We start from the raw sequence: 15,111 nt of genomic DNA on the forward strand, positions 1-15,111 counted from the left end.
AAAAAAAGGCGCCGTAGCGGCGCCCTGATGGATTGCGCTTAGTTCGCTTCCTGATGCGCACGCTCGATCTCTTCTGCCAGGATCGCCACGCCGCGCTCGATTTTCTCCGGGTCGGGCACGTAGTTCATGCGCATGCACTGGTGGGTGTGCGGCCAGTCGTGCTCCAGCCCCGGGAAGAAGTAGTGGCCCGGCACCATCAGCACGCCGCGCTTTTTCAGGCGCTGATACAGCACCTCGGTGGTGATCGGCAGATCCTTGAACCACAGCCAGAGGAAGATGGCCCCTTCCGGTTTGTGGATCAGGCAGCGCTCCGGCGACAGGTAGCGGCGGATAATCTCGATGGTGTGTTCGACGCGCTGTTTGTAAAACGGGCGAATCACCTCGTTCGACAGGCGCAGCAGATCGCCGCGCGCGATCATTTCCGTCGCCATCGCCGGCCCCATGCTGCCCGGCGACAGGCTGATGATGCCGTTCATGTTGGTCAGCGCGGTGATCACCTTCTCGTCGGCGATCACGATGCCGCAGCGCGAGCCCGGCAGGCCGAGTTTGGACAGGCTCATGCACAGGATGGTGTTCGGGTTCCACAGCGGCGTGGCGTCGCTGAAGATAATGCCGGGGAACGGCACGCCATAGGCGTTGTCGATCACCAGCGGAATATCGCGCTGCTGCGCCAGCAGGTCGAGCTTCATCAGCTCTTCGTCGGTGATCACGTTGCCGGTTGGGTTGGTCGGCCGTGAAACGCAGATCATGCCGATGTCGTCGCCGATGGTGAGGTGTTCGAAATCAACGTGATATTTGAACTGGCCGTCCGGCAACAGCTCGATGTTCGGTTTGGCGGAGACGAACAGCCCTTCGTCCAGCCCGGCATCGGCATAGCCGATATATTCCGGCGCCAATGGGAACAGCACGCGACGGCGCGAACCGTCGGCGTAGCGGCCGGCGAACAGGTTGAACAAGTAGAAAAACGCGCTTTGGCTGCCGTTCGTCAGTGCAATATTCTGTGGTGAAATCTCCCAGCCGAGCTCGTCGCGCAGCAAATTGGCCAGCGCTTTCAGCAGCGCGTCCTTGCCTTGCGGGCCGTCATAGTTGCACAACGCTTCGGTCAGTTTGCCCTGGTCGAGCATCTCCTGGCACAGCTGTTTGAAGTAGGCTTCCATCTCTGGGATCTGCGCCGGGTTGCCGCCGCCGAGCATGATGGCACCGGGGGTGCGCAGGCCTTCGTTCAGGTCGTCCATCAAACGGGTAATGCCCGCATAACGGGTAAATTTTTCGCCGAAAAGTGAGAAAGTCATAGGTGCAGCAGTACTGTTTTTTAGCAGGTAATCCCCCACCATACCGCCAGACAAATTCCTCTGCAATGCGGCCGACAAATCGACCAATGGGCAAAAGCTTCGCTCATTAGCCGATTGTCAGCATATTACGCTGGATTATTGTGACCGTTCGCCGGCCCATACCACCATCACCTTATCGTCGCCGAGTCGACGGCTGAAGGCATAGTAGGCGGCGTGCGGCTGCGGGATTTGCACGCCGCCACCGATCGCCGGGTGGCGAGCGCGGAACTGCCCCAACCGTTGCCAGTGGGCCAGCAGCGAGGCTTTTTCCCCCTGCAACTCAGGCCAGTTCATGTCGGAGCGGGTGCCTTGCAGCGGATCGGTACCGGTTGGGCCGAGCGGGCGGCCGCTTTCATCGCCGTAGTAAATCTGCACCGCCCCCGGCGCCAGCAACAGCAGGTTCGCCGCCCGCTGTTGGCGCACCTGCGAGCCTTTGGCGTCGCTGGCGAAGAACAGCCGGGTGTCATGTGAAGAGAGGTAGCTCAACACGTTGAAATCCTGCAGCCGCTCGGCCATCTGCCGGTAGGTGGCATCGATGTCGGCAAAGCAGCCCAGCGCCTGCGACGCCTGGTCCTGGAAATCGAAGTTGATCATCGCGTCGAAGCCGTTTTGGTAATAGTCGCTTTTCATCACCCCGTGGCCCCAGGCCTCGCCGGTCATCCAAAACGGCGCGTCATCCAGCGCCTGCTGCGGATGCTCCGCTTTCCACGCCGCCAATGCCGCCGTGGCGCGCCGCTTCAACAGCGCCAGCGTCGGTTTTTCCACGTGCTTGGCGGTGTCGACGCGAAAACCGTCGATGCCGTAATCGCGCACCCACTGGCTGAGCCAGACGGTCAGGTAATCGCGGGTGGTGGCGCCGGGCATGTCGCGAGCGGCGGTGTCGGGTTTGTGGCGATAGAACAGCGGCAGGCCGCTGGCGCCGGGCGCTTCGGTTTTGATGTCCGGCAGGAAGGCCAGCGACATCGCCAGGTCGTCATAGCCCGGCGCGTCATAGTCGCCGATGTCGGTGCGGATCCAGTTTTTCCCCCACCATGGGCGCCAGCCCGCCTTGTCGCTGAAATTGATGTAATCGTTGAAGCTGTGCCAGTTTTGCCCTGGCCCGGGGCGCCAGTCGTTCCAGCTTTTCCCCAGGGTTTTCTCCACCTCTGCACCCTGCAGATACAGCGAGCCGAAGTGGAACGTTTGCATATCCGCCAGCGTGGCGTAGCCGACATGGTTCACCACCACGTCGAACAGAATGCGAATGCCGCGCTGATGGGCCTGCTCGACCAGCGTGCGCAGCTCCTGTTCGGTGCCCATGTTGGCGTCGAGGCGCGTCCAGTCCAGCGCGTAATAGCCGTGATAGGCGTAATGCGGGAAATCGCCTTGGGTGCCGCCGCCGACCCAGCCGTGGATCTGCTCCAGCGGTGAGCTGATCCACAAGGCGTTGACGCCGAGCTGCTGCAGATAATCCAGCTTTTGCGTCAGGCCGGCCAGATCGCCGCCGTGAAAGGTGCCTATTTCCTGCAGGCCGTCGCTGCGGCGCCCGTAGCTGTGATCGTTGGCCGGATTGCCGTTCTCAAAGCGATCGGTCAGCACGAAGTAGACCGTGGCGTTATGCCAACTGAACGCCGCCGGTTTCGCCGTGGCGGCGGATTCCAGCAGCAACAGGCCGCCGCTGGCGGCGGCGGGCTGCAGCGTGATTTTCCCCTGGCTCACCTGCGCCGTTTGGCCGGAATAGAAATCGCGCAGCGTTTCGCCTTCGGCGAAGGTGGAGGCGACGTCGACCGTGACCGGCTTGCCGTCCCAGCGCGGGCAGCTGCGCACGGCAACGGCGGCGCTTTCCGGCGCGCTGCTCAGGCTGAGCTGCAGCGTCGGCGTGCCGCTGCGGGTGTCGATGCGCACCTGATAATCGCCGGCGCGGAACTGCCGCCAGCTGACCGGCGGATGGGCGCCGCAGGGCTGCAGCGACAGCGTTTGGTTAAGCTTCACCGCCTCGGCCGGCTGCCAGCAGCGGTTATCCCGATACAGCCGCAGCGGCAGTTGGCCTTTGGGCAGCGCGGCCTGGCTGGCGAACAGCCCGGCGGCAGTTTCGTCGAAGGCCGGGAAACCCGGCAACGTCCAGCCGGCCAGCGCCGAAGGCGACAGCAGTATCATCAAGGGCAGGGGTAACAGTTTCATGGCTCTCCTTACGCGTGGCAGGAAGCGTTTTTTCCGCTGGGTAGCGCCAGTGTGGCAAACGGCGGAAAAATGGCCTCCTCCCTGCGAGGGTTTTTCGGGGAGGAGGAGAAGGGCGGAGCGTTTTCGGATTGATTCGGCTTGGCTTTGCGCGCGCGCTGCGGCAGATTAAACGATGAACATCAAAGGAGGTTAGCGATGACGGACAAAAACTGGCGAGAAGAGATCGTTCGGGCAATTCAGGATGCCGAATTGCAGCGCTTCGCCGAAGAACATCAGCTGCAGGCGCTGTTCGCGCCGCAGCAGGAAGAGCAACACGGCCGGTTATCCGCAGACCACCGGCCGCGCTGAGTTATTTCCGCAACAGCTGCGGATTGACGCAGTTTTCTTTCACCGTGCCGGTCAACGCGGCGATCAAGTTATCCACCGCGCAGGCGGCCATGCCGTAGCGGGTTTCATGGGTGGCGGAGCCGATGTGCGGCAACGCCACCACGTTCGGCATGCTGAGCAGCGGCGAATTGGCCGGCAGCGGCTCTTTCTCGAACACGTCCAACCCGGCGGCGTGGATCACGCCGTTTTGCAGCGCTTCGATCAGCGCCTGCTCATCCACCACCGGCCCGCGGCCGGCGTTGATCAGAATGCCGCTTTTCTTCATTTTCGCCAGCTGATCGCGGCCGATCAGATGGAAAGTTTGTTCGGTCAGCGGCAACGTGATGCAAACGAAATCCGATTCGGCCAGCAGGGTATCCAGATCGCAGCGACGGGCGTTGAAGCGTTGCTCCGCCTCTTCGTGCGTGCGGCGGGCGTTGTACAGCACCGGCATGCCGAAGCCGAAGTGCGCGCGCTGCGCCAGCGCCAGGCCGATGCGCCCCATGCCGAGGATGCCGATGGTTTTGTGGTGCACGTCGACGCCGAACCAGTCCGGCCCGATGCTGCCGCGCCATTCGCCGGCCTTCACCCGCTCCGCCACTTCCACCACCCGGCGCGCGGTCGCCAGCACCAGGCTCATGATGGTGTCGGCGACGGTTTCGGTCAGCACCGTCGGGGTATGCATCAGCAGCACGTTATGGGCGTTGAGCGCCTCGACGTCGAAGTTGTCGTAGCCGACGGAAACGGTCGAGGCCGCGCGCAGTTTGGGCGCCTGCTGCAGGAAAGCTTCGTCAATTTTACCGCCGGAACCGATGATCCCTTCGGCCTGCTGCAGCGCCTGGCGCAGTTCCTCGCGGTTCTCCGGCTGCAGGCCGTTGAACGCGTGTACGGTGAAGTGCTGTTCCAGACGTTCACGCAGGTCGGCGGGCAGGCTTTTGTACAATACGATAGAAGGTTTCATCACGAACTCCAGCTGGGCCAAAGGGGGCCTGGTGCCCCCTCGGGTTGATTGACAGAGAAAAAGTATAACCGGATCAGGCCATCTGCGGCTGGATCTCGTTGCGGGCGGGCTTGACGATCAGCGTCAACACCACCGCCACCACCAGTGCGATGGCCATAAACATATAAGAGGCCGCCGGGCTGCCGGTGGCGCCATTCAGGTAACCGACGAACCACGAACCGAAGAACGAACCCAGCGCGCCCATGCTGTTGATCAGCGCCATGGCGCCCCCGGCGACGTTTTTCGGCAGCATTTCCGGAATGATGGCGAAGAACGGCCCATAAGGGGCGTACATCGCGGCGCCGGCGACCACCAGCAGGCCGTAGGAGATCCAGAAATGGTTGGCGCCGACGGCGTAAGAGCCGAAGAACGCCAGCGCGCCGATCAGCAGCAGCGGCCAGACGAACAGCTTGCGGTTTTGCATTTTGTCCGACGCCCAGGAGACGACGATCATGGCGATGGTTGCCGCCAGGTAAGGCACCGCCGACAGCCAGCCGGCTTCCACCATGCCCATCTGCATGCCGCTGCGCAGGATGGAAGGCAGCCACAGCACGAAGCCGTACACGCCGATGCTCCAGGCGAAGTACTGCACGCACAACAGGATCACGTTGCGTGAGCGGAAGGCTTCGCCGTAGTTGCGCACGGCCTTGATGCCTTTCTGTTCTTCGTCCAGCTGCTGTTGCAGCGCCTGTTTCTCATCGGCGCTCAACCAGCCGGCCTGCGCCGGTTTGTCTTTCGCCAGCACCCACCAGCAGAACGCCCAGATAACCGCCGGAATGCCCTCGATGATGAACATTTCGCGCCAGCCGAAGGCGTGGATCAGGTAACCGGACACCACCGACATCCACAGCACCGTCACCGGGTTGCCGAGGATCAGGAAGGTATTAGCGCGTGACCGCTCCGATTTGGTGAACCAGTTGCTGATGTAGATCAGCATCGCCGGCATCACCGCCGCTTCCACCACGCCGAGGATAAAGCGGATGGCGGCCAACATCGGGATATTGCTCACCACGCCGGTCAGCGAGGCGCAACCGCCCCACAGGATCAGGCACCAGAAGATCAATTTTTTGACGCTGCGGCGTTCGGCGTAGATGGCGCCGGGAATTTGGAAGAAGAAATAACCGAGGAAAAACAGCGCGCCCAGCAGCGAGGCCATGCCCTTGGTGATGCCGAGATCCTCATTGATGCCGGCGGCGGAGGCGAAGCTGAAGTTGGCGCGATCGAGATAGGCCAGGCTGTAGGTGATAAACACGATGGGCATGATGTACCACCAGCGTTTGGCCGCGACAGTCGCTTTGTTCATGTTCAGTATCCTTCAGTGGTGTTGCATCCCCTTCGCCCGGCATGCCAGAAGAAGGGGCAGATGCTCTCCCGACGCGTCCCGGTTGTAGGGCCAGAGGCTGACGTCATGCGGAGAAGTCGTTTTTTTATTGTTATTCGGCCAGCGCCGCGCGGGTCGGCAGGCCTTCGCTGTCGCCGATGGCCTGGATCGCCAGCGAACCGATTTTGTTGCCGCGCTGCACCGCCTGTACCAGCGTTTTGCCTTCCAGCAGGGCGCTGAGGGTGCCGACGGCAAAGCCATCACCCGCCCCCACGGTATCCACCACGTTGTCGACCTTGACTGCGGCCACCGCCGCTTTATCGCCGGCGGCGGTTTTAAACCAGGCGCCGTCCGGGCCGGTTTTGATGATCACCGCCTGCACGCCGCGTTCCAGATAGAAATCGGCGATGCCTTCCGGCGTCGATTGGCCGGTGAGGATCTGCCCTTCTTTCAGCCCCGGCAGCACCCAGTCGGCGGCGAACGCCAGCTGGTTCAGCTGCTCGATCATCACCTCGCGGCTGGGCCACAGCACCGGGCGCAGATTGGGGTCGAACGAAATGGTTTTGCCCATGGCGCGCATCTCGCGCGCCGCATGGTGGCACAGCGCCAGCGATTCGCCGGACAGCGCCGCCGCCACGCCGCTCAGGTGCAGGTGGCGCGCGGAACCGAAATACTCGCGGTTAAAATCGGCAATCGACAGGTGGCTGGCCGCCGAGCCCTTGCGGAAATATTCCACGCTGGGATCGGTACCATCGGTGGTTTTGGATTTCACCTGAAAACCGGTCGGATAGTGGCCATCGACCGTCACCTGCCGGTAGTTGATGCCTTCTTTTTTCAGCTGCTGCAGGGCGAAGCGGCCGAACGAGTCATTGCCGACGCGGCTGACCCAGCCGACGTTCATGCCCAGACGCGCCAGGCCGATCGCCACGTTCAGTTCGGCGCCGGCGATGCGTTTGGTGAAGGTTTCCACCTCCGCCAGGTCGCCGGTTTGCGCCGCCACGAACATCGCCATGGCTTCGCCCAGCGTGACCACATCCAGGGGCGTCTGCTGCGCCGTCGTTGCCGTTAACGTTGTCATCATGGGGTTACTCCGCACGCAAAATATTGACGTAATGACGGGTGACGGCCTCCAGGTCATCGCCCTGCAACGGGAATTCGATACCGCGCGGCGCATCGTGCGGCAGGCAGGCCAGCAGATCGCGCCAGCTGCCGTCGGTATCGTCCAGCGCGACGGCGCGCCAGCCGCGCGGGCCTTGGGTGGCGGCTTTGACGTGCACGTAACCGACGTGGCGGGCCAGGCGCTCGGCGGCGGCGAAGGCGTCTTGCCCCACCCACAGCCAGTTGGCCATATCGAAGGTCATGCTGACCGGCAGATGGCTATCTTCCGCGGCGTGGAAAAAGGCGTTCAGCATCGACAAAATGCCGCAGTCCGGCGTTTGGTCGTTCTCGACCACCAGCTTGACCGGGTGTTGCTCCAGCGCCACTTTCAGCTCGGTAAAATCGAAGCCGGGGCGGAAATGACCGAGGGACAGCTTCAGCTGGCGCGCGTTCAGCGCCTGCGCTTCCGCCAGCAGCGCCGGCAGGTTGGGGTTCAGCGTATGTTGCGGGGTGAACAGCGCCTCAGGGGCGGAGTAGACGGCGAACAGCTGCTGGCGATCGATCTCTTGCGCCAGCGCCGGCAGGCTGTCCAGCTCGCCGGCGGCGAACAGTTCGCGGCGGATCTCCACCCCGTCGGCGCCAGCGCCGGCGATGAGGGGCAACAGCGCGCGCTGGCCGCCGTGTTGTTTGACGGTATCGGTGCCGTAGGCGCCGGTGACCACGATGATTTCTGTTTTCATTTTGACTCCTGAGGCGGCATTGTCGCCGCCGCTGCTGTTACCGGTACGTTAAATGGAACCGGTTCCAGCGAAAAGCGGCAGAGTGTAAAAATATGATCGCAATCACGAAGCTGAGCAAAAAACAGCCGGTGAGGGCGGGGCGGTTAACGCCCCGGAAAAGGCGGGTTAGCGGGTGGTGGAGCCGCGGACGATCAGCTCGCCGGAGAACATCTGCTCGCCGCTGGGGGCGGCCAGGCCCTGAATGCGCTGCACCAGCCGTTCCAGCGCAGCGTGCCCCATTTGGTAGGTGGGCTGTTTCAGCGTGGTGATGCCGACGCCCGCCAGTTCCGCCCACTCCAGTTCGTCAAAGCCCAGCAGGCCGATGTCGTTGCCCCACTGGATGCCGAGCCGACGCATGGCGCGCGCCACCTGCAGTGTCAGGGCGCCGTTGGCGGAGATCACCGCCTTGCGCATGCCGCGGTGGCGGCCGCTGAAATCGCTCAGCACCTGCTCCAGTTTCTGCCGATCGTTGAGCGGTGTTTCGGCCTGCTCCGCCAACAGCGCGGGGTGCTGCGCCATGGTATGCCTGAAAGCGTGCAGGCGTTCGAGGCGGGTATTGACCGTACCGAGCGGCTCGCTGAGGAACAGGATCGCTTCGAAACCTTGTTGCAGCAGGTGTTCGGTGGCGACGGTGGCGGCTTCGCGGTTGTTGAGGCCCACCACGTCGCAGGCGAAATCGGGGATTTTTCGGTCGATAAGCACCATCGGCAGCATCGACTGTTGCAGCGTGGATAACGCTTCCTCGCGCATGCCGACCGCGTTGACCACGATACCTTCCACCCGGTAACTGCTGAGCAACTGCAGGTAGTGCTGTTCCTGATTGACTTCGTTGTTGGTATTACACACCAGCAGGGTAAAGCCGTGCTGGCGGCAGGCGGCCTCGATGCCGCGCATCACGTCCACCGAGTAGGGATTGGTGATATCGGCGAGGATCAGGCCGATCAGGCGGGTCTGGCCGCCCTTCAGGCTGCGCGCCATCTGGCTTGGCCGGTAGTCGAGCTGCTGGATCGCCTGTTCAATGCGCTGTTTGAGATCGTCGGAAAGCAGGTGTTGTTCACCATTCAGATAGCGCGACACGCTGGTCTTGCCGGTTTTGGCGATGCTGGCCACATCGCTGATGGTGGCGCGTCCCGATGCGCGCGTTGCCTTGACAGTGCTCACAGCCGATCCCTCCCGCGGTTAATTGCCAAGGAGACTACCATACCCGATGTGCGGGCGGGAATGTTGAAGGGTAAGGAGAAAATCGCAGGGAGGCGGCGGGGCGCAGGTGGCGCCCCGCACGGGATTACTGCAGCGGGCTGAGCGTGATCTCGACGCGGCGGTTTTGCGCCTTGCCTTCCGCGGTGCTGTTGGAGGCGATCGGGTTGTCCGGGCCGGCGCCGGTGGTGCGGATACGGTTCGCCGCCACGCCCTGGGTGATCAGCGCGCTGGCTACGCCGTCGGCGCGCTGTTGCGACAGGTTCATGTTGAGCGAACGGGAACCGGTGCTGTCGGTGTAGCCGACCACGTTGACCGCGGTTTTCGGATACTCTTTCAGCACCATGGCGACGCCGGTCAGGGTGTTGGCGCCCGCCGGTTTCAGCGTGGCGCTGCTGCTGTCGAAGGTCACGTTGTTCGGCATGTTCAGCACGATGTTGTCGCCCTGGCGGGTGACGCTGACGCCGGTGCCTTTCATCTTGTCGCGCAGTTTGGCTTCCTGCACATCCATGTAATAACCCGCGCCGCCGCCGAGCGCCGCACCGGCCGCCGCGCCGATCAGCGCGCCTTTGCCGCGATCTTTCTTGGAGGAGGACAGCACGCCGACGCCGGCGCCCAGTGCGGCGCCGAGGCCTGCGCCGATGCCGGATTTGCCGGCTTCGGATTCACCGGTGTAAGGGTTGGTGGTACAGGCCGACAGCGCGAGCGTAAGGCTCACGGCGCCGGCAATAATTGCAATGCGTTTTTTCATGTTCTTGTCCTTAATGGCATCAGAATCTGTACGCGCCGGCCCAAAACGGGGACGCAAAAAAGTGGGTGACGCAGGGAGCCCGCATCGCCGCGCTACCTATGACGCGCGCTTTCGCCGGCAGTTCCGGAGAAAAACGTGACAAATGATGAGCGCGGGTAAGTGCTGGGGGAGTTATGCGGCAAAACGCCGGGCGGCGCCATGCAGCGGATTCCTAATTGTGCGCATCCGGGGTGCGGATGCGCCTTTTTTAAGCGTAACCGGTTGAGTTTTCGACTGCCGGCCAGTTCATGATCAGCGTATAGGCCTGGGTTTCATCATTGAACAGGCGCTGCGTTATCTGAAAGCCGTGCTTGTGGTAGAACGCGCAGGCGCGCAGGTTCTGTTGGTACACCTCCAGACTGAGTCGGCGGTAGCGCTGTTGCACGTGCGTCATCAGCGCCTGGGCGACGCCGCGGCCGTGAAACGCCCGATCGACAAACAGCGCGCCGATGAACTGCTCGTCCAGCACGCTGATAAAGCCGACGATCTCGCCTTCGTGCCAGCAGGCCCAGCTTTGCGCGCGCGGCAGGTAGTTTTCCCGCACCAGCGCGGCGCTCTCACGCCAGTATTTTTCCGCGACGAACGGATGGGCGGCGATGGTGCTGGGCAGCCACAGCGCCATCAGCCGTTCGATATCCTCCGGGCCACAGGGGCGGATCACCGTGGCTTTGGGTAACACATGCACCCCGTGAGATGATCGTTCACCAGCCCGCTGGCCTGCATGAAGGCGTAACAGATGGTGGAGCCGATAAACTTGAAGCCGCGCTTTTTCAGCGCCTTGGACATGGCGTCGGACTGCTCGGTTTTGGCCGGCACCTGGTTCAGCGCTTGCCAGCGGTTGAGCTGCGGCCGGCCGCCGACGAAGTCCCAAATGAAGGTAACGAAATTCTCCCCGGCCGCCTCCATCGCCAGATAGGCCTTGGCGTTGGTGATGATGGCTTCTATCTTGCCGCGATGGCGGATGATGCCGCTGTCCTGCAGCAGGTTTTCCACGTCTTGTTCGGTCATGGCGGCGACACGCTGCGGATCGAAACCGTGGAAAGCGCGGCGGTAGTTCTCGCGCTTTTTCAGGACGGTGATCCAGGAAAGGCCGGCTTGCTGCCCCTCGAGGCACAACATTTCAAACAGCTCGCGCGCGTCGGTGGTGGGCGCGCCCCATTCCTTGTCGTGATACTCGAGATACAACGGATCGGCCGTCACCCAACCGCAACGTTCGTCTGCCATCCTGAATGTCCTTATGCTGTGTTTATGAACAGTAATCATCGCTCGAAGCGCCGAACTTGGCAAGTCTCTGATTGTTTTGTCATCAGCCCGCTTGACGTGACGAAAAAGCCGACAATAGTTACTACATGGCCGGTGGAAAACTGACCAACGATAAAAACGACATGGCCTTCATTTGCAGGCTCTCAGGAGTCGATTCATGCCTCTAAAAATAACGTGCATGCCCCGCCCGGCGGCGCTTGCAGTGGCGTTACTTTGCAGTGTGACCCTTCCGGCTCAGGCGTACGATCAACTCTACGTCTTTGGCGACAGCCTGAGCGATACCGGCAACAACGGCCGGTTCACCTATGACGGCAGCCAGCACCTGCTGTACGACGAAGCGTTGGCGCAGCGCATCGGCGCGGCGCTGGTGGCTTCGGACAACGGCGGTGAGAACTACGCCGCCGGCGGCGCCGTGGCGGTGCCGGGCCTGAACCCGGCCGACAACACCCAGGAGCAGGTGCAGCGTTACCTGAACCGGGTCAATGGCCAGGCCGACGGCGACGGTTTGTATATTCATTGGATCGGCGGCAACGATCTGGCGGCGGCGGCGCTGAATGCCGCTACCGCGCCAGGCGTGGCCTATAACAGCGCCGCCGCGGCGGCCGCGCAGGTGCATTCGCTGCTGAACGCCGGCGCCGGCACGGTGATCGTGCCGACGGTACCGAACATCGGCTCCACGCCGCAGCTGATGGAATTGATCATTCAACAGGCGCTGTCACCGGTGCAGGGGGCGGCGATCCAGGCGGCCTATGCCACGCTTAATTCGGTGGCGACGCCGGACAACGCTTCACGCACGCAGGCGATCCACGCAGCGTTGGCCGCTGCGGCGAAGCAGGGCAGCGCCATTCCTCAGGTGCAGCAGGCGATCGCCGCGCAGCTTATCGCGGCGTATGACGGCCTGAGCGCGCAGGCCGCTCAGCTGACCGATTTCTATAATCAAAGCGAAGACCGTTTGCTGGCGCAGGGGAGCGGCAATATCGTGCGGGTGGACGTCAACAAGCTGTTCGCCGAAGCGATCGCCAATCCGGCGCAGTTCGGCTTCACCAACACCGCCGGCATGGCTTGCCCGCCGGGCGTTTCCTCGGCGGTTTGCCGTTCCGACATGCCCGGCTTCGACGCCGGCCAGTCCTATCTGTTCTCCGACCATTTCCACCCCAGCCCACAGGCGCACCTGCTGATTGCGGATTATATCCAGGCGGTATTGGATGGCCCGGCGCAGGTGGTGGCGCTGAATCAGGCGACGGCGGCGATGGCGCGCGACAGCCGCGTCACGCTCGACAGCCGCTTCCAGCAGCTGCGCAACGGCGACAACCCGCAGGGTTCGCTGGGCGTGTTCGGCGGTTACGCCGGCCAGCACTACGACTATGCCGATAACCGGGCCGCGGGGGACGGCAACGCCACCACCCACAACCTGACCGTCGGCGTGGACTATCAGCTGACCGACAGCTGGTTGATCGGCGCGTTGATCGCCGGTTCCAACGACGATCAGCATCCTTCCAGCCGCTTTGATTACAAGGCGCGCGGGCTGCTGCTCTCGGCTTTCAGTTCACTGGCGATATTCGAGCACGGTTGGGTCAACGCCGATCTGCACTATGCGACGATGGATTATGACGACATCCGCCGCAGCATGCGGCTGGGGCCGCTGACGCGCACCGAAACCGGTTCGACCACCGGCAGGCAGTGGGGGGCGCGCGTGACCGCCGGCTATGACTTCCCGATCGCCTCTTACCTGACCACCGGGCCGGTGGCGCAGTTCGCCTGGGATTACAGCCGCGTTTCCGGTTACAGCGAAGACGGCGATGACAGCACCGCCATGCGCTTCAACGATCAAACCTACCACTCGCAGATCGGTGCGTTGGGTTGGCGGCTGGATACGCAATTCGGCGTGTTTAACCCTTATGCGGAAGTGAGTTATCAGCACCAGTTCGGCGGCGACGTTTACCGCGCCGGCGGCGGCCTGAAATCGACGCAAACCTCGTTCACCCGCGACAGTGCGGGCCAGGACAAAAATTGGGTAGATGTCACGCTCGGGGCCAACATGCCGTTGACGGACAGGGTATCGGCCTTCGCCACCGTCTCGCAAACCGGCGGGCTGAGCAGTGGCGAGCAGTTTATGTATAACGTTGGCGTCAGCGCGCGTTTTTGAATTGGCCATCGGCGCGCTCAAGGGCGCAGGATAAGCCATAAGGTCTGATAAGGGATTTATGCGGAAGGCGGCCTGGGGGGAATTATGCGGGCCGCAATGAGGTTGGCGGAAAGACAAAAAAAAACTGATCCTATGAAAGGATCAGGTAGCCACTTGGCCAACACCAGGGAAAATTTTATTTATTATTGTATAACCAAAGATTAACTGTCAATGGGTTTATGTGGCTCATTGTTGGCGTATTACATATCCACTTGTTTCTCCTCGAGTCACTGCAGCGGCCCATCGCGTGATCTCTCCTTATTTTTCACGATATAAGAAATAATTTGGCGGTTAGTCACATTATCTGCCGGTGAGGCGAGTTTTTTAGTTGATAAAATTAACAAAAATAACATTGGCGTAACTTTGCCCTGTGGCAAATATAAGCATGTGTGCATTTCAATCTGCGTAAATAGGGTTGGTGAGAACAGGAGCTGAGGGCGAATAAGTGACGATTTAAGCAACGATTAGTCTCGTTTTTTGTTAAGTTATTCTAATGTTTTTGGCGGGCCGTATTTTCGCCCCGTTCGTCGCCGGTGAAATTAGCCGGCTAACCGGCGCCCTGTCCTGCGCGCGCCGCGCGCGAAAATCCAGCGTTTCTCGCCCCGATTCGCACTTGTTGCCGGATTCTGGCTGTATATCTTACGGTCAACGGGTATACTGGCTCATTCCATCTAAATCCACTTGTATCGCGTGCGAATTCAACATGCAAAAGTTTGATACCAAGACCTTCCAGGGCCTGATCCTGACACTGCAGGATTATTGGGCGCGCCAGGGCTGCACCATCGTTCAACCATTGGACATGGAAGTCGGCGCGGGAACCTCACACCCGATGACGTGCCTGCGCGCACTGGGGCCGGAGCCGATGGCCGCCGCCTATGTGCAGCCATCTCGCCGCCCGACCGACGGCCGCTACGGCGAAAACCCGAACCGTCTGCAGCACTACTACCAGTTCCAGGTGGTGATTAAGCCATCGCCGGACAACATTCAGGAACTCTACCTGGGCTCGTTGAAAGAGCTGGGTCTGGATCCGACCATCCACGACATTCGCTTCGTGGAAGACAACTGGGAAAACCCGACGCTCGGCGCCTGGGGCCTGGGTTGGGAAGTGTGGCTGAACGGCATGGAAGTGACGCAGTTCACTTACTTCCAGCAGGTCGGCGGCCTGGAGTGCAAGCCGGTGACCGGCGAGATCACCTACGGTCTGGAGCGTCTGGCGATGTACATCCAGGGCGTGGACAGCGTGTACGATCTGGTGTGGAGCAACGGCCCGCTGGGCGTCACCACCTACGGCGACGTGTTCCATCAGAATGAAGTGGAGCAGTCCACCTACAACTTCGAATACGCCGACGTCGACTTCCTGTTCTCCTGCTTCGAGCAGTACGAGAAAGAAGCTCAATCGCTGCTGGCGCTGGAAAAACCGCTGCCGCTACCGGCCTACGAACGCATCCTGAAGGCGGGTCATACCTTCAACCTGCTGGACGCGCGCAAGGCGATTTCGGTCACCGAGCGCCAACGCTACATTCTGCGCATCCGCACGCTGACCAAAGCCGTTGCCGAAGCCTACTACGCTTCCCGCGAAGCGCTGGGCTTCCCGATGTGCAACAAGAAGAACGAGAACTAA

Annotated in this window: 13 protein-coding genes; 3 read left to right on the top strand and 10 right to left on the bottom strand. The window is 61.8% G+C overall.

Translation table 11 applies throughout. The annotated features are described in order from the left end of the window. Positions 1–38 precede the first annotated feature (38 nt). On the bottom strand, positions 39–1,292 hold the full coding sequence (locus tag ACOWVD_RS19400) for a valine--pyruvate transaminase (protein ID WP_015376153.1): 1,254 nt from the start codon (positions 1,290–1,292) through the stop codon (positions 39–41). Between the two features lie 135 nt (positions 1,293–1,427). Next, positions 1,428–3,491, bottom strand: a complete 2,064-nt coding sequence (locus ACOWVD_RS19405; protein ID WP_197843119.1) for an alpha-amylase — start codon at positions 3,489–3,491, stop codon at positions 1,428–1,430. A 195-nt stretch (positions 3,492–3,686) separates the two neighbouring features. Here ACOWVD_RS19405 and ACOWVD_RS19410 point away from each other — a divergent pair, with 195 nt between their 5' ends. Beyond that, positions 3,687–3,839 carry a hypothetical protein gene (locus ACOWVD_RS19410; protein ID WP_162837994.1) on the top strand — a complete coding sequence of 51 codons (153 nt, stop codon included), beginning with the start codon at positions 3,687–3,689 and terminating at the stop codon, positions 3,837–3,839. A 1-nt stretch (position 3,840) separates the two neighbouring features. On the opposite strand, the gene ghrB is transcribed toward ACOWVD_RS19410, so the two are convergent. From ghrB to ACOWVD_RS19450, 8 genes are all read right to left on the bottom strand, one after another. Then, on the bottom strand, positions 3,841–4,818 hold the full coding sequence (gene ghrB, locus ACOWVD_RS19415) for a glyoxylate/hydroxypyruvate reductase GhrB (protein ID WP_089181471.1): 978 nt from the start codon (positions 4,816–4,818) through the stop codon (positions 3,841–3,843). Positions 4,819–4,891: 73 nt separating this feature from the next. Then, the gene (locus tag ACOWVD_RS19420; RefSeq protein WP_025304771.1) at positions 4,892–6,160 is read right to left on the bottom strand and encodes an MFS transporter; all 1,269 of its coding nucleotides are present in this window, start codon (positions 6,158–6,160) and stop codon (positions 4,892–4,894) included. A gap of 130 nt (positions 6,161–6,290) precedes the next feature. Beyond that, entirely contained in the window at positions 6,291–7,256 is a 966-nt protein-coding gene (locus ACOWVD_RS19425; protein WP_033645233.1) for a sugar kinase, read from the bottom strand. A 7-nt stretch (positions 7,257–7,263) separates the two neighbouring features. After that, entirely contained in the window at positions 7,264–8,016 is a 753-nt protein-coding gene (locus tag ACOWVD_RS19430; RefSeq protein ID WP_197843120.1) for a sugar phosphate isomerase/epimerase family protein, read from the bottom strand. A 165-nt stretch (positions 8,017–8,181) separates the two neighbouring features. Continuing rightward, complete coding sequence (locus ACOWVD_RS19435) at positions 8,182–9,216, bottom strand: LacI family DNA-binding transcriptional regulator (protein ID WP_004933951.1); 1,035 nt, start codon at positions 9,214–9,216, stop codon at positions 8,182–8,184. A gap of 124 nt (positions 9,217–9,340) precedes the next feature. Then, positions 9,341–10,003 carry an OmpA family lipoprotein gene (locus ACOWVD_RS19440; RefSeq protein WP_033631402.1) on the bottom strand — a complete coding sequence of 221 codons (663 nt, stop codon included), beginning with the start codon at positions 10,001–10,003 and terminating at the stop codon, positions 9,341–9,343. A 247-nt stretch (positions 10,004–10,250) separates the two neighbouring features. Beyond that, on the bottom strand, positions 10,251–10,703 hold the full coding sequence (locus ACOWVD_RS19445; protein ID WP_015376160.1) for an N-acetyltransferase: 453 nt from the start codon (positions 10,701–10,703) through the stop codon (positions 10,251–10,253). Further along, positions 10,700–11,266, bottom strand: coding sequence for a DNA-3-methyladenine glycosylase I (locus ACOWVD_RS19450; protein ID WP_004933960.1), 567 nt, complete (start codon positions 11,264–11,266; stop codon positions 10,700–10,702). The genes ACOWVD_RS19445 and ACOWVD_RS19450 overlap by 4 nt, the downstream gene beginning before the upstream one ends. A gap of 196 nt (positions 11,267–11,462) precedes the next feature. Between ACOWVD_RS19450 and ACOWVD_RS19455 the strand changes: the two genes are divergently transcribed. Together ACOWVD_RS19455 and glyQ are read left to right on the top strand one after the other, a co-directional pair. Then, positions 11,463–13,451: an autotransporter domain-containing protein gene (locus ACOWVD_RS19455; RefSeq protein WP_197843121.1), complete on the top strand. Its 1,989-nt coding sequence runs from the start codon at positions 11,463–11,465 to the stop codon at positions 13,449–13,451. 742 nt (positions 13,452–14,193) lie between these two features. Next, positions 14,194–15,111 carry a glycine--tRNA ligase subunit alpha gene (gene glyQ / locus ACOWVD_RS19460; RefSeq protein ID WP_004933966.1) on the top strand — a complete coding sequence of 306 codons (918 nt, stop codon included), beginning with the start codon at positions 14,194–14,196 and terminating at the stop codon, positions 15,109–15,111.

It is taken from the genome of Serratia sp. SA088 (assembly GCF_049065515.1).
GTDB lineage: Bacteria > Pseudomonadota > Gammaproteobacteria > Enterobacterales > Enterobacteriaceae > Serratia > Serratia nematodiphila.